Annotated in this window: 14 protein-coding genes; 8 read left to right on the top strand and 6 right to left on the bottom strand. The window is 73.4% G+C overall.

Features of this window, described 5'->3' with window-relative positions:
* The first annotated feature begins 71 nt into the window (after nucleotides 1-71).
* The 4 genes from KDL01_RS15200 (at nucleotide 72) to KDL01_RS15185 (ending at nucleotide 5,957) form a co-directional block, all read left to right on the top strand.
* Nucleotides 72-2,450 (top strand): serine/threonine-protein kinase, encoded by a 2,379-nt coding sequence (locus KDL01_RS15200; RefSeq protein ID WP_212529136.1) that lies wholly within the window; start codon nucleotides 72-74, stop codon nucleotides 2,448-2,450.
* Nucleotides 2,441-3,580 carry a zinc-ribbon domain-containing protein gene (locus KDL01_RS15195; protein WP_212529135.1) on the top strand — a complete coding sequence of 380 codons (1,140 nt, stop codon included), beginning with the start codon at nucleotides 2,441-2,443 and terminating at the stop codon, nucleotides 3,578-3,580. Before KDL01_RS15200 ends, KDL01_RS15195 begins: the two co-directional genes overlap by 10 nt.
* 87 nt (nucleotides 3,581-3,667) lie before the next feature.
* A complete protein-coding gene (locus KDL01_RS15190) occupies nucleotides 3,668-4,981 on the top strand; it encodes a vWA domain-containing protein (protein WP_212529134.1) in 1,314 nt (437 codons plus the stop codon).
* A gap of 16 nt (nucleotides 4,982-4,997) precedes the next feature.
* Nucleotides 4,998-5,957, top strand: coding sequence for an FHA domain-containing protein (locus KDL01_RS15185; RefSeq protein WP_212529133.1), 960 nt, complete (start codon nucleotides 4,998-5,000; stop codon nucleotides 5,955-5,957).
* Between the two features lie 56 nt (nucleotides 5,958-6,013).
* Here KDL01_RS15185 and KDL01_RS15180 read toward each other — a convergent pair whose 3' ends face one another.
* The 3 genes from KDL01_RS15180 to KDL01_RS15170 are packed head-to-tail and all read right to left on the bottom strand — an operon-like array spanning nucleotide 6,014 to nucleotide 7,806.
* Nucleotides 6,014-6,553 (bottom strand): STAS domain-containing protein, encoded by a 540-nt coding sequence (locus KDL01_RS15180; RefSeq protein WP_212529132.1) that lies wholly within the window; start codon nucleotides 6,551-6,553, stop codon nucleotides 6,014-6,016.
* Between the two features lie 3 nt (nucleotides 6,554-6,556).
* On the bottom strand, nucleotides 6,557-7,252 hold the full coding sequence (locus tag KDL01_RS15175; protein ID WP_212529131.1) for a hypothetical protein: 696 nt from the start codon (nucleotides 7,250-7,252) through the stop codon (nucleotides 6,557-6,559).
* Entirely contained in the window at nucleotides 7,249-7,806 is a 558-nt protein-coding gene (locus tag KDL01_RS15170) for an RNA polymerase sigma factor (RefSeq protein ID WP_212529130.1), read from the bottom strand. Before KDL01_RS15170 ends, KDL01_RS15175 begins: the two co-directional genes overlap by 4 nt.
* 210 nt (nucleotides 7,807-8,016) lie before the next feature.
* Between KDL01_RS15170 and KDL01_RS15165 the strand changes: the two genes are divergently transcribed.
* Nucleotides 8,017-8,868 carry an SAM-dependent methyltransferase gene (locus KDL01_RS15165; RefSeq protein WP_281415410.1) on the top strand — a complete coding sequence of 284 codons (852 nt, stop codon included), beginning with the start codon at nucleotides 8,017-8,019 and terminating at the stop codon, nucleotides 8,866-8,868.
* A gap of 31 nt (nucleotides 8,869-8,899) precedes the next feature.
* Here KDL01_RS15165 and KDL01_RS15160 read toward each other — a convergent pair whose 3' ends face one another.
* Nucleotides 8,900-10,459, bottom strand: coding sequence for an aminotransferase-like domain-containing protein (locus tag KDL01_RS15160; protein ID WP_246576466.1), 1,560 nt, complete (start codon nucleotides 10,457-10,459; stop codon nucleotides 8,900-8,902).
* A gap of 139 nt (nucleotides 10,460-10,598) precedes the next feature.
* Between KDL01_RS15160 and yczE the strand changes: the two genes are divergently transcribed.
* Nucleotides 10,599-11,390 carry a membrane protein YczE gene (gene yczE, locus KDL01_RS15155; protein ID WP_212529128.1) on the top strand — a complete coding sequence of 264 codons (792 nt, stop codon included), beginning with the start codon at nucleotides 10,599-10,601 and terminating at the stop codon, nucleotides 11,388-11,390.
* On the opposite strand, the gene KDL01_RS15150 is transcribed toward yczE, so the two are convergent.
* Nucleotides 11,383-12,219, bottom strand: a complete 837-nt coding sequence (locus KDL01_RS15150) for a MerR family transcriptional regulator (protein WP_212529127.1) — start codon at nucleotides 12,217-12,219, stop codon at nucleotides 11,383-11,385. The genes yczE and KDL01_RS15150 overlap by 8 nt on opposite strands.
* A 328-nt stretch (nucleotides 12,220-12,547) precedes the next feature.
* Here KDL01_RS15150 and KDL01_RS15145 point away from each other — a divergent pair, with 328 nt between their 5' ends.
* Together KDL01_RS15145 and KDL01_RS15140 are read left to right on the top strand one after the other, a co-directional pair.
* Entirely contained in the window at nucleotides 12,548-14,044 is a 1,497-nt protein-coding gene (locus tag KDL01_RS15145) for a carbohydrate binding domain-containing protein (protein ID WP_212529126.1), read from the top strand.
* 400 nt (nucleotides 14,045-14,444) lie between these two features.
* On the top strand, nucleotides 14,445-15,836 hold the full coding sequence (locus tag KDL01_RS15140) for an aminopeptidase P family protein (protein ID WP_246576467.1): 1,392 nt from the start codon (nucleotides 14,445-14,447) through the stop codon (nucleotides 15,834-15,836).
* Nucleotides 15,837-15,931: 95 nt separating this feature from the next.
* Here KDL01_RS15140 and KDL01_RS15135 read toward each other — a convergent pair whose 3' ends face one another.
* Nucleotides 15,932-17,203, bottom strand: coding sequence for an NsdA family TPR-like regulatory protein (locus KDL01_RS15135; protein ID WP_498037987.1), 1,272 nt, complete (start codon nucleotides 17,201-17,203; stop codon nucleotides 15,932-15,934).
* Between the last annotated feature and the right edge of the window lie 248 nt (nucleotides 17,204-17,451).

Here is a 17,451-nt window from a genome sequence, read left to right as displayed (position 1 = left end):
TGGTGGCGCGGGCGGCGGCACAGTGAGCGGGAGGGCATCACAATGAAGGGGAGGATGCGAGGATGGTCGACATGAGGTGTACCCGACCCGGCTGCGGCGGCACGATCCTCGACGGCTACTGCGACACCTGCGGCCTCGCCGCCAGAAGTGCCGCACCGGCCGTCTCGGCCGCGCCCGTGGCGAGCGCGTCGGCGCAGCTGTGCGCGCGCCTCGACTGCGACGGCACCATCGTCGACGGCTACTGCGACACCTGCGGGCTGGCCGCGACCAAGCCGGTGTCCGTGCCGGCGCAGGGCAACGGCCGCGAGACCTCCGCCCGCACCTCCTCCTCCGTCTCCGCGCGCGGCTCTTCGCGCACCTCCACCGGGCGCACCCGCGGCTCCGCAGTCTCCGCCCGCGCCATGACCGGCCGCGGCACCAACAGCCGCGGCTCGCGCACGACCGGGCGCGGGGGCCTGGGCCTGGGCATCGTGGACATCCCCAGCGTCGAGTACCGCGACCCGAGCGAAGCCGTCCTGGTCAACCCCGAGGTGCCCGAGCACAAGCGCTTCTGCTCGCACTGCGGCAAGGCGGTGGGCCGGGGCAAGAACGGGCGCCCGGGGCGTACCGCGGGTTTCTGCGCCCAGTGCCGCAACGCCTACGACTTCGAGCCCAAGCTCGTCGCCGGCGACGTGGTGGGCGGCCAGTACGAGGTGCTCGGCTGCCTGGCCCACGGCGGACTCGGCTGGATCTACCTGGCCAGGGACAACAACGTCTCCGGGGTCTGGCGCGCGCTCAAGGGCCTGCTCGACACCGGGGACGAGGCCGCGCAGGCCGCCGCGATGGCCGAACGCCAGTTCCTGGCCGAGGTCGAGCACCCCAACATCGTCAAGATCTACAACTTCGTGCAGCACGACACCGGCGACTACATCGTGATGGAGTACGTCGGCGGCAAGTCGCTCAAGCAGATCGCGCTGGAGTTCAAGGACGCCAACGCCGGGCAGTCGCTGCCGCTGGCGCAGGTGCTCGCCTTCGCCATCGAGATCCTGCCCGCCTTCGGCTACCTGCACTCGATCGGCCTGCTCTACAACGACTTCAAGCCGGACAACATCATCCAGTCCGAGGAGCAGCTCAAGCTGATCGACCTCGGCGCGGTGATGGCGTTCGACGATCAGGAGTCGGACATCTACAGCACCGAGGGCTACAAGGCCCCGGAACTCGAGACCGACGGCCCCAGCGTCGAATCCGACCTGTTCACCATCGGGCGCATGCTGGCCGTGCTGGCCTTCGACTTCAAGGGCTACCAGCGCGAGTTCGCGCACAAGCTGCCCGCGCGCGAGTCCGTCCCGGTCCTCACCCGGTTCGAGTCCTTCGACCGGGCGCTGCGCCGGGCCACCCACCAGCAGCGCGAGCGCCGCTTCTCCTCGGCCGCCGAGATGGCCACGCAGCTGACCGGCGTGCTGCGCGAGGTGGTGGCGCTCGAGCGCGGCGAGCAGCAGCCGGCCGTCTCCACCCTGTTCACCACCGAGCGCTACTCGGCCGGGACCGAGGGCGTGAAGTCCGCCGACGCGCCCACCGGCGTACAGCTGGCCGCCGCCCTGCCGGTGCCGCTGGCCGATCCGGCCGACCCGAACGCCGGCTACCTCGCCACCCTGGGCGGGCGCGCCGACCAGGTCGTGCGGGTGCTGACCGAGCTGCGCACCCCGACCCCCGAGGTGCACTACCGGATCGTGCGCGCGGCCGTCGAGGACGGGCAGTTCGAGCTGGCCGAGCGGCACCTGAACCGGATGGCCGGGCTCGACGCGTACGACTGGCGGGTGATCTGGTACCGCGCGATCGTGGCGCTGTGCCAGGGCAATCCGCTCGAGGCCCGGTCCAAGTTCGAGTCCTGCTACAACGAGCTGCCCGGCGAGCTCGCGCCGAAGCTCGGCATCGCGGTCGCGGCCGAACTGGCCGGCCTGACCTCCGACGCGCTGCGCTACTACCAGCTGGTGTGGAGCGTGGACCGCTCCTACGTCACCGCCGCCTTCGCCCTGGCCCGGCTGCGCATCTCCGCCCGCGACCACGCCGGCGCGGTGGACGTGCTCGGCCAGATCCCCGAGGTGGCGATCCAGCGCACCGCGGCCGAGATAGCCGCCGTGCGCACCCGGCTGGACTCCCCGGGCTTCGCCGACTGGGCCGACCCGGCCGAACTGGCCCGGCTCGGCGAACGGGTCGAGGCGCTCGGCCTCGACGGCGAGGCGCACGAGTCGCTCAAGTGCGAGGTGCTGGCCGGGGCGCTGTCCTGGCGCCTGCACGACGAGACCGAGGCCGCCGACCAGTCCCTGTTCGGCGCCAGACTGACCGAGGACGGCCTGCGCACCGCGCTGGAACGCTCCTACCGGACCCGCGCGCGCATGGCGCAGACTCGCGCGGTCCGGATCGCGATGGTGGACTGCGCGAACCTGGTACGGCCGCGGACGTGGGTATGACCGAGGCGGTGGGCCCGACGGCGAAGAAGGACGGCGAAGTGGCGGAGCGGGAAGAACCGGCGACCGGCGGCTCGGCGGGGCACGGCGGGGCGGAACCGACGCGGCCGGCCGAGGCCTGGCCGACCTGTCCGTCCTGCGGGGCCGAGGTGGCGCCGGAGGACGGGTACTGCGAGGAGTGCGGGGCCGACCTGCTGGTGCGCCGATCCGAGCCGCCGGCCGCGGATCCGGGCCCGTGCCGCAACTCCGCGTGCGCCAACGACTCCTACGCCGACGGGTACTGCGACCTGTGCGGCTCCCCGGCGCCGGACCCGCGCGACCGGCTCGAGCGCGACCTCGGCGTGGTGGCGGGCGTCTCCGACCGGGGCCTGCGGCACAGCCGCAACGAGGACGACATGGCCCTCGCGGTCATCGGCAACCGCGGCGCGGCGCCCACCCCCGTCATCGTGGTCTGCGACGGCGTCTCCACCTCGTACAAGCCGGAGACCGCCTCGGCCGCCGCCGCGCTGACCGCTCGCGAGCACCTGGTGCTCTCGCTGCGCCGCGGCGAGGACCCGGTCACCGCCACCCTCGGCGCGTTCGAGGAGGCGCACAAGGCCGTCAGTGCCCTGGGTCCCGATCCCTCCGACGAGAGCAACGGCCGGGCCACCACCATGGTCACGGTCGTGGTGGGAGCCTCAGAGCTGACCGTCGGCTGGGTGGGCGACGCGCGCGTCTACTGGCTCGGCGCCGAGCCGCGCCGGCTGACCACGGACGACTCCTGGGCCGGGCGCATGATCGCGGACGGGACGCTGACGGAGGAGGAGGCGTTCAAGTCGCCGCTGGCGCACACCATCCTGCGCTGGCTCGGCCCGGGCGCGCCGGAGGACCCGGCCAACCTGGCCGTGTTCGAGCCCGACGGTCCCGGCCTGGTGCTCGCCTGCAGCGACGGGCTGTGGAACTACGTGCCGGATCCGGCCGACCTGGCCCACCTCGCCTCCGGCGGCTTCGGCGGCCTGCTGCCCACCGCGTCCGCGCTCACCGCGGTCGCGATCGAGGGCGGCGGCCACGACAACATCACCGCCGTGCTGGCCGCCTGGCCCCCGCACGCGCCCGAACCGGGCGCGGGGGAGCGGACCGCGGAGATCAACTGAACGTCGAGATCGCCGAACGCCGAGAACACTGAACGCCGAGAACACCGAACGCTGAGAACATTGAACTACGTGGGAGGGGACCGACCTGTGAGCGCGCAGCCGCAGTTCACCGTCAACGTCTACCAGAACGAGTACCTGTCCGAAGGAGCGGCGGAGGTCAACGCGATCGTCTCGGTGCAGTCGGCCGCCGCGTTCGGCGGGACCTCCACCGCTCGCGCCGCGCAGGTGATCATGGTGGACTGCTCCGGGTCCATGGACTACCCGCCGACCAAGATGGCCGCCGCCCGGCAGGCCACCGAGGCCGCGATCGACGCGATCCGCGACGGGGTGCCCTTCGCCGTGGTGGCCGGCACCCACGTGGCCCGGATGGTCTTCCCCGGCACCGAGTACCTGGTGCCCGCCGACGCCTCCTCCCGGGCCGCGGCCAAGGCCGCGGTCGCGCGGCTGACCGCGGGCGGGGGCACCGCGATCGGCCAGTGGCTGGCCCTGGCCGACCGCCTGTTCACCGGGCACGAGCAGGCCATCCGGCACGCGATCCTGCTCACCGACGGCAAGGACGAGCACGAGGAGCCGGCCGACCTCGCCGCCGCGCTCGCCCGCTGCGAGGGCCGGTTCACCTGCGACTGCCGCGGCATCGGCACCGACTGGGTGGTGGCGGAGCTGCGCCGGGTCTCCACCGCGCTGCTCGGCACGGTCGACATCGTGGCCGACCCGGGCCGCCTGGCCACCGACTTCCAGCAGATCATCGAGCACGCCATGGGCAAGGCCGTCGGCGACGTGCGGCTGCGGCTGTGGACCCCGCAGGGCGCGCAGGTGAAGTTCGTCAAGCAGGTCGCCCCGCAGATCCTGGATCTGACCGGCCGTCGCTCGCCCGGACCCAACCCGCTCACCGGCGACTTCCCGACCGGCGCGTGGGGCCCGGAGTCCCGGGACTACCAGGTGTGCGTGCAGGTGCGTCCCGGCAGCGTCGGGGACGAGATGCTCGCCGCCCGGGTCAGCCTGGTCTCGGTCGAGGGCTCCGGCGCGGCCGTGACGCTCGGCCAGGGCCTGGTGCGCGCGGTGTGGTCCGACGACGTCGCGCAGACCGGCCGGATCGACCGCACTGTGGCCGACTACACCGGGCAGGCGGAGCTGGCCGAGGCGATCCGCGAGGGCCTCGAGGCGCGCAAGAACGGCGACCTGGACACCGCCACGGCCCGGCTCGGGCGCGCGGTGAAGCTGGCCACCCAGGCCGGGAACGAGGACACCGCGATCCTGCTGGCGAAGGTCGTCGACATCGACGATCCGGCCACCGGCACGGTGCGGCTCAAGCAGCGCGTGTCCGACGCCGACGAGATGACGCTCGACACCCGCTCGACCCGCACGGTCCGGGTGGGCAAGAACCGCAACGAGAACGGCTGAGGGGGGAGTCGCGGCGATGCCCATCTGTCCGGCGGGACACGAGTCCCAGGCCAGTGACTACTGCGACACCTGCGGCCGGGTGATCGGCGGCGCGGCGGCGCCCACCGTGGTGGTGGGCGTGGCGGCGGCTGCCACCACGGTGACCGCCACCCGCGCCGGCGGCTGCCCGGTGTGCGGCGCGGGCCGTGACGGGCGCTTCTGCGAGGAGTGCGGATACGACTTCGAACTCGCCGAGGCGATGCCGGAGACCGTGCTCAGCCCCGGTATCGGCCCGGCCGAGACGGCCGTGCTCCCGCCGCAGGCCCCTGCTCCGGTCTCGGCCCCGACGCCGGCCGAGGGCGAGAGCGCGGGCGCGGGCGCGGGCGTGGGGGCCGAGCAGGGCCTGGACCTCGAGGCGGAGCTCGCGCGGGCCGAGGCTCAGTCCGAGGCCGCCTCCGCTCCCGAGGCGCCGAGCCCCGACCCGGCCCCGGTCTCCCCGCCGCCCGCCACCGAGGCCGCGAACGAGACGCAGACCTCGAACTCGACGGACCCGGGTCTGGGCCTCGGCTTCGCCGCCGCGGTCGCCGGCGCGCGCGTGGGGGAGGAACTCAACCTCCTCGTCAACGCCGACCGCGAGTACTACGACGCCCAGCTCGAGCGCGGCGACATCATCGAGAGCGAATTCCCGTTCCCGAAGTACCCGGCCGAGCGCCGGTTCAGCTTCACCGCGGGCCCGGTGCGGATCGGCCGCGCCTCCTCCAGCCGCGGCCTGAGCCCGGAGATCGACCTCACCGGCCCGCCGCTGGACCCGGCCGTCTCGCACCTGCACGCCCAACTGCTCAAGCACGAGGAGGGCTGGGTGGTGGTGGACCTCGGTTCGGCCAACGGCACCCGGCTCAACGACGCCGCCGAGCCGCTCGAGGCGGAGACCGAGATACCGGTCAAGCCGGGCGACAAGATCCACCTCGGCGTGTGGACCACGATCATCGTGCAGTGAGTATCTGACGCTGAATATCATCTGGTGAGCGTCGGTGTGCCCGCCGCGCGCAGTCCCTAGGCGCGCGGCAGCACGCCGACGCTCACCGCGTCTTCGTCCTCGTACGCGGGGAAGACCTCGTCCAGGCCGAGCAGCTCGAGCAGCATGTCCAGCTGCGGCCGGACGCCGATCAGCCGCACCCAGCCGCCCAGACCCGCCGCCTGTTCGTGCGCCTGCCGCAGCATCCTGATGCCCAGTGCGTCGATGAAGGCGAGCTCGGCGACGTCCAGCGCCAGCCGAGGCGTGTCCGCCACCAGCGCCCGCAGCGAGAAATGCAGCGAGCAGGCCGTGGCCAGGTCCGCCTCGCCCGCGATCCGGACCAGGCTGTGGCCCTCCCGCCGCAGCACCCTGATCTCGAGCGCCGGCGGGTCAGCCGTGCCCTCCACGCCGGCCGCGCCACCGGTGCCGGCACGGTCGGCGGCCGGCAGCGCGAGCGGGCACCCGGCGCCGTCCCGCGCGTACCCGGACGACGCGGCACAGCCCTGGCAGCCCATCCGGCGGACGCCGCCCGCCGCGCCCCGGGTGCCGAGGTCCTTGAGCATGCGGTACACCCACATCGCCTACGCCCGGGCCGCGAGCGCGGAGGGCAGCGTCGCCGAGGGCTGCGGGATCTCGCCGAAGTCCGCGTCGTCGCACTCCACCAGCAGTCGGTTGACCACCGCCTCGATCTCCAGCGGCAGCCGGGGCCGCAGGCCGAGCCGGCACTGCTGCAGCAGCCGGTCGAACACCTCCACCGGCAGCAGCGAGTTCTCCGGCGCGGCGCGCCGGTGCGGCCGGGCGTGCCCGCCCAGAAGCCTGGCCTGGCCGCGCCAGTGCCCTGCGTCGGCGAACTCGGCGCTCTGGCCGTGGTGCAGGTAGAGGCAGTAGGCGGCCAGGTGCACACCCGCGCCGGCGGCGAACCTCCACCAGAACCGGCACGCGCGCACCCGCCCGGTCAGGTGCAGCAGGCAGCCGAAGACCAGGGCGCCCTCGGGCTCGGCGCAGCGTTCGTCACTGAGTCCGGCCAACGCGTCCGCGGCGCCGGCGTCGCCCAGCACCAGCGCGCAGGTGAGGTTGAGCTCGTAGCTCAGGTACTCGCGTTCGGCGCGCATCGTCTCGTCGCCGCCCCGGCGCTCGCGCTGCTCGTAGCGGACCGCGCGGGCGACCCGCTGCGTGACGCTGGGCTGGTCTCCCTCGTCGTAGACCGGGTCGACGAACGCGTCGCCGAGCAGGCGGTCGATCGGCGTGTTCGGCCCGTTGCCCTGCACGATGCTCATCCCTGGCTCTCCGTGGCGTGCAGCAGGCGGTGCTGGGCCGCGACCGGCTCGAGGCTCCTGCGGGCGTGGCGCAGGTGCGAGCGCACCGACGGCTCGGTGATGCCGAGGATCTCGGCCACCTTGGCGTCGGGGTAGCCCATCACGTGCCGCAGGATGATGACGTCGCGCTGGCGTTCCGGGAGCCCGGCGATCGCGCTGTAGAGCCCGAGCGACTCCTCCATCACCGCGAACTGCCCCCGGCAGTAGTCCATGGCGACCCGGGCGACCCGGGAGAACGCGGCGGTCTGCACCAGCTGCGGCTCGTCCCCGCGTTCGTCCAGCCAGTGTTCGACGACGTCCTTGTACAGGGTCCAGGCGTAGCGCGCCACGCTCTCCTGCTCGAGTGCGCGCTCCCAGTTCTGCATGAGCCGGCCGGTGAACCGGTCCACGATCTCCTCGGCCGCGGCCCGCTCCCCCGTGTACAGGTACGCGTAGTGCCGCCACGCGCCCTGGTAGCGCTCGTAAAAGACCTCGAAGATGGTCTTCGACCCCCGCGCCGGACGATGTCTGGTCACGATGCCGCTTCCCTTCGGACGCCGCGTCCCCCGGACCGGAGCCGCTGACGTCAGAGCTCTGATCGGCTCATGGATTCAGCAAACCAGTTCGACCCGCGATTTGTGCAATCGAGGTCTGAGAAAATCCGTCGCGCGTCATTCCCCTGATCACTCCGGGGGCGCACGGTGCCCCCGGGGCGGGTGGGGCGGTGGCCGGCCGCACTCAGAACCATGAGATACTGCCCGCGACAGCACCCGCAGCGAGGGGAGCAACCGGTGGACGAGCGCGTCATCGACCTCCAGATAGACCGGCCGCACTCGGCCCGCATGTACGACTACTACCTCGGCGGCCGCACCAACTTCACCGCCGACCGCGAGGCCGTGGGCAAGGTCATGGCCGTCTTCCCGCAGGCACTGGTGGCCGCGCGGGCGAACCGCGACTTCGTACACCGCTCCGCCCGGTACCTGGCCGAGCACGGGATACGCCAGTTCCTCGACATCGGCACCGGCATCCCGACCAGCCCGAACCTGCACGAGGTGGCCCAGCGGGTGGCCCCGCAGGCGCGGGTCGTCTACGTGGACAACGACCCGATCGTGCTGACCCACGCGCAGGCGCTGCTCAAGAGCAGCCAGGAGGGCCGCACCGCCTACGTGTCGGCGGACCTCAGGTCCCCGGAGACGATCCTGGCCGCGCCGGAGCTCGCCGAGACCCTGGACCTGGATCAGCCGGTGGGCCTGAGCCTGAACGCCGTGCTGCACTTCGTCCCCGACGCCGACGGTGCCCACGCCATCGTCGAGCGCCTCAAGGCCGCCCTCGCCCCCGGCAGCGCCCTGGTCATCTCCCACGGCACCCGCGACTTCGCCCCGGCCGCCTCGGACCAGACCGCGAGCGTCTACCGCTCCGCCGGCACCTCGGCCCAGGCCCGCACCCGCGCCGAGTTCGCCCGCTTCTTCGAAGGCTGGCAGCTCGTCGAGCCCGGCATCGCCGTCACCCACCGCTGGCGCCCGGAGGAGACCGACCACCTGTCCGACATCAGCGACGCCGAGGCCAGCATCTACGGCGCGGTGGCGTTCAAGCCCTGACCCGGCACCGGGCGCGGCCCGCCGCCCCGGCTCAGGCCACCAGGTCCCGGCGGGACTCGGAGGTGCGCAGCGGGCCGAGGGCGGTGCGGGCGGCGGCGAGGCGGCGTACGGCTTCGCGGATCTTGTCAGGGGTCTGCGTGTAGGGCAGGCGCAGGTGCCGCTCGTAGGTGCCCGGGTCGGCGCCGAAGCGCGGGCCGCTCTGGAGCAGCAGGCCGTGGGTGGCGGCGCGGTGGACCAGGGCGGTGGACTCCTCGCCCTCGGCCAGCCGCACCCACAGGCTCAGCCCGCCCTCGGGGGTGCGCCAGCTCCAGTCCGGCATCGACGCGCGCAGCTGCGTCTCCAGCAGGGCCCGGCACTCGCGCCACTCCCGCCTGCGTTCCTCCTCGATGCCGAAGCCCTCCTGCAGCACGGCCACGCCGATCAGCTGGTCCAGAATCGGGGAGCCGAGGTCGAGTGACGCGCGGGCGGCCGCGAGTTCGTGCACGACCCGGCTCGGCGCGCGCAGCCAGCCGATCCGCAGGCCGCCCCAGAAGCTCTTGCCGAGGGAGCCGCACACCAGCAGGCGTTCGGCGTCCGCGGCGCCCACCGCGGCCGCGAACGGCGGGGGGACCGGGACGTCGAGCGCGGCGTCGGTGATGGTCTCGTCGGCCAGCAGCCAGGCCCCTGCTTTGCGGGCGGCCCGGGCCAGCGGGCCGGCCAGGTCGGCCGGCATCAGCATGCCGGTCGGGTTGTGGAAGTGCGGGACCGTGTAGACCAGCCGCGGCGAGAGCCGGGTGGCGGCCTGGGCCAACGGAATCCGCGAGGTGGCCGTGGCCAGCCCGGCGCCCGCGCCGCCGAGCGCGGAGACGGCCGCGGCCTGCGGCCGGCCGCCGGGCACGTCCGCCCAGCCGCTCGCCGGGTCCAGCGGTACCGGGGTCAGCCGGGCCCGCGCGCCGGCGAAGGAGTCGATCGCGTTCGGATACGTCGGGCCCTCCACCAGCACCCTGTCTCCGGACCGGATCAGTAGTCTGCCGACGAGCGTGATCGCACCCTGAGCCCCGGCCGTGATCAGGATCTGGCTCGGCTCGGTGGGCAGTCCGCGGGCCCGGTAGCGCTCCGCCACGGCCTCCCGCAGCGAGGCAAGGCCGTAGGGCTGGAGCACGTCCCCGGCCAGCAGGGGCAGGCGCTCGGCCGCCCACGACGTGGCCGCGCGCAACGCGGCCAGCGGGGGCAGCGGGGCGGCGCAGGTCAGGTCGATCGGGTCCGGGTCCAGGCTCTCGTGCCAGCCGCCGGAGGGGCTCGCCAGCAGCCGCTCCGGCAGCGCGGTGTACGTGCCCGAACCCCGGCGCGCGGCCGCGTAGCCCTGCTCGACCAGGTGCGCGTACGCGGCGGTCACGGTCGTGCGGCTGAGCCCCAGCGCCTCGCTCAGCGGCCGCTCGGCCGGCAGCCGCGCCCCGACCGCGACCCGGCCGTCCAGGATCAGCGCCGTGATCCGCTCGGCCAGGGCGGTGCGGGCCGGGTGCCTGGCCGCGTCCGCGCCGCCCACCACCCGCCACGGGCCGAGCAGCCGGGCCAGTGTGGCCGCGGTCAGGGGCGGGTGAGCCTCCATCATCAGTCCACCTTGGTCGAATTGGCTATCGTCGGGCAGTCCACTTCTCCGCCAGGATGGCAGAGTCGGCCCCTGCCCGCAAGCCTTTCCAGGCTTCCCGCGGGCCGCGGACCGGCACGGGAACGAGAGGGAAGAGAGACGGATGACTGCCGCAGCGGACAAGGGCGGGGCGGGCGGAACGGTCGGCGGACCGGTCACGGTGGAGTTGTGGCCCAGGTCGCGACCGACGGCCCGGGTGACCCGGCTGATCCTCGGGCTCGGGCTCTACGGCGTGAGCGAGGCGCTGATGCTCGCGCCCGCGGTCGGGGTGGACCCGTGGGACGTCCTGCACACCGGGCTCGCGGGCCTGACCGGAATCCCGGTCGGCACGGTGCTGATCCTGATCGGCGCCGTCGTGCTGCTGCTGTGGATCCCGCTGCGCCAGCGCCCGGGCCTGGGCACCGTGGCCAACGTCGTGGTGATCGGCGGCGTGGTGGACCTGATCCTCGGCGCCATGCCCGTCCCGCACACGCTCTGGCTGCGCTGGGCCGTGTTCCTCGCGGGCGTGCTGCTCAACGCCGTCGCCACCGGCCTGTACATCGGCGCGGGCCTCGGTCCGGGCCCGCGCGACGGCCTGACCACCGCGCTGGCCGCCCGCGGCCACTCGATCCGGGTGATGCGCACCGGGATCGAGCTGTCCGTACTGGTGATCGGCTGGCTGCTCGGCGGCGACGTCGGCATCGGCACGGTCGTCTACGCGCTCGCCATCGGGCCGCTGGTGCACGTGACCATCCCGCGGCTGCAGCTCGAGCGGACCTCGGCCGGAACGGCAGGGCACGCGGGCCACGCGCGGCGGGTGGCGCCGGCCGGGCAGCCGGTTCCGGCCGCCGAGTTCGTCGGCCCCGTCGAGCCCACGCCGGTCGCCGTCTGCGCCGGCGCGCCCTCGCTCATCTGACCGGCAGCGACAGGTCCAGATCCGGCCCCTCACCGGCGGTCCCGGCGCGATAGAGCAGCCGCAGGCCGCCGGTGACGCGCCGGTCCGCGTCCCTGGCCCAGGACAGCAGGCTCTGCACGGCCAGCGCGATCCGGGACACGTGCAGCTGCGTCGCCTGGCCGTAGTGCACGTAGGCCTCCACGTGCGCGGCGTCGGTGCGCAGCGCGAGGGCCGGGAAGCGCTCGGCGAGCGTCTGCGCCTCGTCCCGCGCCACCGGCCAGCACCACTCGATCGGGCCGTCGCTGTCCTCGCTCACCTCGCCGTAGTAGATGGTGAACGGCGCGCCCTCGGGCCCGGGCAGCGGGTGCACCCCGGCCTCGTGGAAGCTCTCGATGAACTCCCGGCCCGCCAGAGTGAGCTCCTCGTTGGTCACGTGCCGGGTCAGGCTGAGCACGGAGCGCGCGGACAGATCGCGCACCCGCACCTGGTACGCCGTGGTCATGGACGGCTCCTTGCCCTGGAGCCGGTCGATGAGATTGCCCGCGAGGCGGCGCCGGGCCGCGTGCTCCGCCTCGGCCTCCGCCCAGAACAGCGCGATCCGCTCCGCGCCCGGGCCCTGGTCCTGGCGCAGCGCGGTGCGGATGTCGGCCAGCGGGATGCCCACCTGGCGCAGCGAAGCCACCAGCCTGGCCCGTTCCAGCTGGTCGCGGTGGTAGTGGCGGTAGCCGGTGGCCGGATCCACCCGGACCGGTTCGAGCACGCCCATCCGGTCGTAGAGCCGCAGCGCCTTCGGCGAGAGCCGGCTGAGCCGGGAGAACTCGCTGATGCCCACCTCCTCGGCCTCGCTCATCGGCCCACTCCTCGTCCTCGCGTCGGCGGCGCCCGCCGCCGCCCGGCCGACCGGTCGGGCACGGCGATGCGCCCTGCCTCAAGGTCAAGGTCAACACTCCGCCGCCCTGTGCGCAATCGGTGGGCCCCGGACGCTTGTCTTCCGGCGGAAATTGGACTAGACCAACCGGAGAGGACTAGACCATCTGCACCGCCGCCGCGCCACGGCGTACCCACCGCACCACGCCGTATCCACCGCACGCCGCACCACGCCGCACCGCCCATCGCACCACGCCGTAGCCGCGGCGCCCACGCCGCCCACCCACCCGTATGAGGGAGTGCGACCACCCATGCGCCTGCACAGACGCGAGCTGCGCCTCGGTTTCGCCGCCGCGGCCGCGGCCCTGCTCGTCCCCGCCGCCCTGTACCTGTCCACCGGGCCGGCCGCCGCCGCGGCCGCCAACCTGCTCACCGACCCCGGCTTCGAGTCCGGCTCGCTCACCGGCTGGACCTGCGACTCCGGCACCGCCGCGGTGGTGTCCTCGCCGGTCCATTCGGGTTCCCACGCCCTGGCCGGCACGCCCACCTCGTCCGACGACGCGCAGTGCACCCAGACCGTGGCCGTCTCGCCGAGCACCACCTACACGCTCTCCAGCTACGTCGAGGGCTCCTACGTGTACCTCGGCGTGAGCGGCGGCAGCGACACCTGGACGCCCTCGGCCACCAGCTGGTCTCAGCTCTCGATGACGGTGACCACCACCGCGTCGCAGACCTCGCTGACGATCTACATCCACGGCTGGTACGCCCAGCCCGTGTACTACGCCGACGACTTCTCGCTCACCGGCGGCACCGGCTCCACCGCCAGCGCGAGCCCGTCCGCCTCGGCCAGCGCGTCCGCCAGCGCCTCCGCCTCGGCCAGCCCGTCCGCGTCCCCCACCGGCACCAGCACGGGCACCAGCGGCTCCGGCTCGGTCGGCAAGGTCGCGCCGTACGTGGACATGTCCAACAACGAGGAGCCGATGCTCTACAGCGCGGCGAAGGCAGGTCTGAAGACCTACACCGCGGCCTTCGTCATCAGCGCCGGCTGCTCCCCGATCTGGGGCGACACCCTCCCGGTGACGAACGACCCGACCATGGACTCAGACATCGCCACCGCCAAGGCCGACGGGGCCACCCCGATCGTCTCCTTCGGCGGCTCCGGCGGCACCGAACTGGCCATGGCCTGCACCACCGAGTCCAGCCTGCAGGCGGCCTACCAGTCCGTCATCACCCACCTCGGCGTCACCCACATCGACTTCGACATCGAGGGCGCGCCGCTGGACTACACCGCCGACAACGACCTGCGCTTCCAGGCCGTCAAGGCCCTGGAGGCGGCCGATCCGAGCCTGGTGGTCTCGGTCACCCTGCCGGTGCTGCCCAGCGGCCTCGCCGCCGACGGCGTGGCCTTCCTCGCCCTGGCCAAGCAGGACGGGGTGCGCATCGACCTGGTCAACGTCATGGCCATGGACTACGGCTCCTCGTTCACCGGCGACATGGGACAGGAGGCGATCGAGGCGGCCGAGAGCACGCTGACGCAGGTTCAGGCCGACTGGCCCTCCGACACCTACGCCAACATCGGCGTGACCCCGATGATCGGCCAGAACGACAACTCCGCCGAGGTGTTCTCCGAGGCGGACGCGCAGAGCCTGGTCAGCTGGGCCGACTCGGCGCACCTGGGCCGGCTCGCGTTCTGGTCCGTCGACCGCGACCAGCCCTGCTCCGGCTCGGTCAGCGGCCTGCCGTCCTGCTCGGAGATCTCGCAGAGCGCGCTCGACTTCACCAGGATCTTCGACTCCTACACCGGCTGACCCAGAGTCTCGGCCGACGGGTTCGCCGACCCGCCGGCCGAGCCGCCGGCCCCTTGCGGCCGGCGGCGCACCGCGCCGTGGCCCCGCGTCCCACCCCGGCCGTACCCCCGGACCCGCACGGTCCGGGCGGGCCGGTCGGGGCGGGGCCACGGCGTCCTCGCACGTCGCCCACCCACCCCTGTAGTCGTCGCCGACGCGAGCGGATACGCTGAGGGCTGGTAACGGTCCCCGGGACAGGGCGGCACTGACCCGCAGGCCACGAGCCGGCGGTCGGGCCGCGCGCCGGACGGTGAAGACAAAGGCGGGTCAAGCGGTGAACGAGCAGAGCACGGCGGAGCAGAAGCCGAAGGGCCGGAAGAACGGCCTGTACTCGGGTATCAGCCCGGAGCTCGAGCAGAACATGCGGACCGGCTGGGCCGACACCGAGCGCGACGGACTCGAGCCCGGGCCGCAGGCTCCGTACGCGGCGAAGCGGCGCAAGACGCTGTCCGCGGCGTTCCCCGGCGAGCGCCTGGTCATTCCCTCGGGCAAGATCAAGACGCGTTCGAACGACACGGACTACCCGTTCCGCGCGGCCTGCGACTACGTCTACCTGACGGGCGATCAGTCCGAGAACGGCGTGCTCGTGCTCGAGCCCAAGGCAGACGGCGGCCACGACGCCGCGGTCTACCTGCTGCCGCGCTCCAGCCGCGAGGACGGCTCGTTCTGGCTCGACTACCAGGGTGAGCTGTGGGTCGGGCGGCGCAACTCGCTGGTCGAGGCCGCCGCGCTGCTCGGCCTCGAGACCCGCGACTCGCGCACCGTCACCGACGCGCTCTCGGCGGCCGTGGTGGCCACCCCGGGCGTGACCACCCGCATCCTGCGCGGCACCGACACCGAGCTCGACACCCTGCTCGCGGTGCTCGACACCAGCTGGCACGGCGATCACGCCGCGGCCCGCGACGCCGAGCTGCAGGTCTTCCTGCACGGCATGCGCCTGGTCAAGGACGAGTGGGAGATCGAGCAGCTGCGCAAGGCCTGCAACGCCACCACCACCGGCTTCCAGGACGTCGTGCGCGAGCTCGCGCAGGCCGTGGCCACCTCCGAGCGCTGGATCGAGGGCACCTTCTTCCGGCGCGCCCGGGTCGACGGCAACGACGTCGGCTACGGCTCGATCTGCGCGGCCGGCCCGCACGCCACCACGATGCACTGGGTGCGCAACGACGGCGCGGTGCGCCCGGGCGAGCTGCTGCTGCTGGACGCGGGCGTGGAGACGGACACCCTCTACACCGCGGACGTCACCCGCACCCTGCCGATCAACGGCCGCTTCGACGAGGTGCAGCGCAAGATCTACCAGGCCGTCTACGACGCGCAGGAGGCCGGTATCGCGGCCGTGCAGGCGGGCGGCCGGTTCCGCGACTTCCACGAGGCCGCCCAGCGCACGCTGGCCGAGCGGCTGGTGGAGTGGGGCTTCCTCGAGGGACCGGCCGAGCGCGCCTTCGAGCTCGGCCTGCACCGCCGCTACACGCTCACCGGCACCGGCCACATGCTCGGCCTCGACGTGCACGACTGCGCCAGCGCGCGGGTCGAGGACTACGTCGACGCCACGCTCGTGCCGGGCATGGTGCTCACGGTCGAGCCCGGCCTGTACTTCCAGCCGGACGACCTGACCGTGCCGGAGGAGTTCCGCGGCATCGGCGTACGGATCGAGGACGACATCCTGGTCACCGCCGACGGCCCGGAGAACCTGTCCGCGGGCCTGCCGCGCAGCATCGCGCAGATCGAGGCCTGGATGGCCGAGCTGGCCGGCTGAGCCGCGCCGCGCACCCTGTTCACCAGAACCCTGCGACGCTCCAGTCGCAGGGTTCTGGCCTGTCCGGGCGGATGCGCGGCGCAGCGCGCCGAGGCTCACCGCGCGATCCCGTCCGCACGCCTGCCCTGCAGCAGTCCGGGCAGCTGCGCCAGCAGTTCCCTGACGTGGCGCACCGACGCGTACGGCATCAGCGTCGGCACCAGGCTCTGCAGGATGTGCGCGGCCAACGCGGCGTCCAGCGCCTCGGTCAGCTCGCACGCGGCGGCGCCCCAGTCGAGGCAGAGCTCGTAGTCGCGGCCGAACGCGGCCACCCGGGTCGCCTCGGCCATCACCACGGCCCGCGCCTTGACCCGGGACGGGCTCAGGATGGCCACCGCGTCGGCGGCCAGCACCGGGGCCCGCTCGTCCCCGAGCAGCGCCGAGACGTGCGCGGCCGCGGACAGCAGCCGGGCCTGGTCGAAGAACCGCGTCCACGGCAGCGTGCCGTCGCCCGGCCGCGGATTGGGCAGGTCCCCGCCGAGCTCGATGGCCCGGTCCAGCGCGTGTCTGGCGTCCGCGGCCTCGCCGAGCTCCGCCGCGTACTGCGCGGCCCGCACCAGCGCCCAGGACGCGGCGCGCCGGTCGTTGCCGGCGTGGAACGCGGCCGAGTCGGCCAGCTCCCAGGCCGTGGCCGGATCCTCGTGCCGTTGCGCCGAATACGACACCAGCGTGAGGGTGCCGGCCAGCAGCGAGGCCTCGCCGATGCTCTGCGCCGCGCTGATCGCGGTGTCCCAGAACTGGTTGGCCGAGGCCGTGTCGCCGCGTTCCAGCGCCACCCACCCGGCCAGGGCGGAGCAGCGTCCCGCCTGGACGGTGAGCCGGCGCCGGACCGACTCGTGCCGCGCCGCGGTCAGCAGCGCGGTGATGGTGGCCAGGTGCCGGTCCACGGTGGGGGCCAGCAGCCGGGCCGGGCTGTGGTGTTCGAGGTCGAACAGCCGCGAGGTGGCGCTCTCCACCAGGTCGGCGGTGCGTCCGTCCACGGTGGAGGGATGTTCGAGCGCGTATCTCAGCCGTCCGATCGAGTCCTCGGTCAGCAGCGCCGGGGCCGGTCCCGAGGGGTCGGCCCGCGGATCCGGCGCGATGGCCCGGAATCCGAGCTCGGGCACCGAGAGGCCGGTCACCGCCTGCAGGACGCGCAGGTAGTCGGCGCGGCAGGTCGCGTGCTCGCCGGTCTCCCACTTCTGCACGAGCCGCTTCGTGCACTGATTCGGCGTGCCGAGCGCCCGCCCGGCCGAGCGCACGGCCGTGGCGAATTCGGTCTGACTCAGCCGCATCGCCTGCCGCGCGCGACGCAGCGCCAGGTTGGGGGCGCGCAGTTCTGGTTGCATGGTCACGGGGGAACGCTAAGACCGGAATCAGAACGACGCCGCTGGTATTCATTCCAAAGGATTACCATCTTCGCTATCGACGACGCCTGAGCTACATCTCGTCACACCGCCGAGTTTTTGGTCTCATAGTCGAGGGGCCCGAGTGACGGGCCCGACACGAGTGAAGGAGCGGCCGTGACTCAGCAGACGAAGACAGAACCCGTACGGATCCTGGTGCCCCAGCCGGCCCCCTACGGCACGATCACCCC

It is taken from the genome of Actinospica durhamensis (genome assembly GCF_018139695.1).
Taxonomy (GTDB): Bacteria; Actinomycetota; Actinomycetes; order Streptomycetales; family Catenulisporaceae; genus Actinospica; species Actinospica durhamensis.
The sequence above is the reverse complement of the archived record's forward strand: the minus strand, read 5'-3'. Positions and strand labels throughout refer to the sequence as shown.

Excerpts from the sequence above, each read along its gene's own strand:
- KDL01_RS15200 (WP_212529136.1), top strand. The coding sequence starts at position 72 with ATGAGGTGTACCCGACCCGGCTGCGGCGGCACGATCCTCGACGGCTAC.
- KDL01_RS15185 (WP_212529133.1), top strand. The coding sequence starts at position 4,998 with ATGCCCATCTGTCCGGCGGGACACGAGTCCCAGGCCAGTGACTACTGC.
- KDL01_RS15180 (WP_212529132.1), bottom strand. The coding sequence starts at position 6,553 with ATGTGGGTGTACCGCATGCTCAAGGACCTCGGCACCCGGGGCGCGGCG.
- KDL01_RS15175 (WP_212529131.1), bottom strand. The coding sequence starts at position 7,252 with ATGAGCATCGTGCAGGGCAACGGGCCGAACACGCCGATCGACCGCCTG.
- KDL01_RS15165 (WP_281415410.1), top strand. The coding sequence starts at position 8,017 with ATGAGATACTGCCCGCGACAGCACCCGCAGCGAGGGGAGCAACCGGTG.
- KDL01_RS15160 (WP_246576466.1), bottom strand. The coding sequence starts at position 10,459 with ATGATGGAGGCTCACCCGCCCCTGACCGCGGCCACACTGGCCCGGCTG.
- yczE (WP_212529128.1), top strand. The coding sequence starts at position 10,599 with ATGACTGCCGCAGCGGACAAGGGCGGGGCGGGCGGAACGGTCGGCGGA.
- KDL01_RS15150 (WP_212529127.1), bottom strand. The coding sequence starts at position 12,219 with ATGAGCGAGGCCGAGGAGGTGGGCATCAGCGAGTTCTCCCGGCTCAGC.
- KDL01_RS15145 (WP_212529126.1), top strand. The coding sequence starts at position 12,548 with ATGCGCCTGCACAGACGCGAGCTGCGCCTCGGTTTCGCCGCCGCGGCC.
- KDL01_RS15140 (WP_246576467.1), top strand. The coding sequence starts at position 14,445 with ATGCGGACCGGCTGGGCCGACACCGAGCGCGACGGACTCGAGCCCGGG.
- KDL01_RS15135 (WP_498037987.1), bottom strand. The coding sequence starts at position 17,203 with ATGCAACCAGAACTGCGCGCCCCCAACCTGGCGCTGCGTCGCGCGCGG.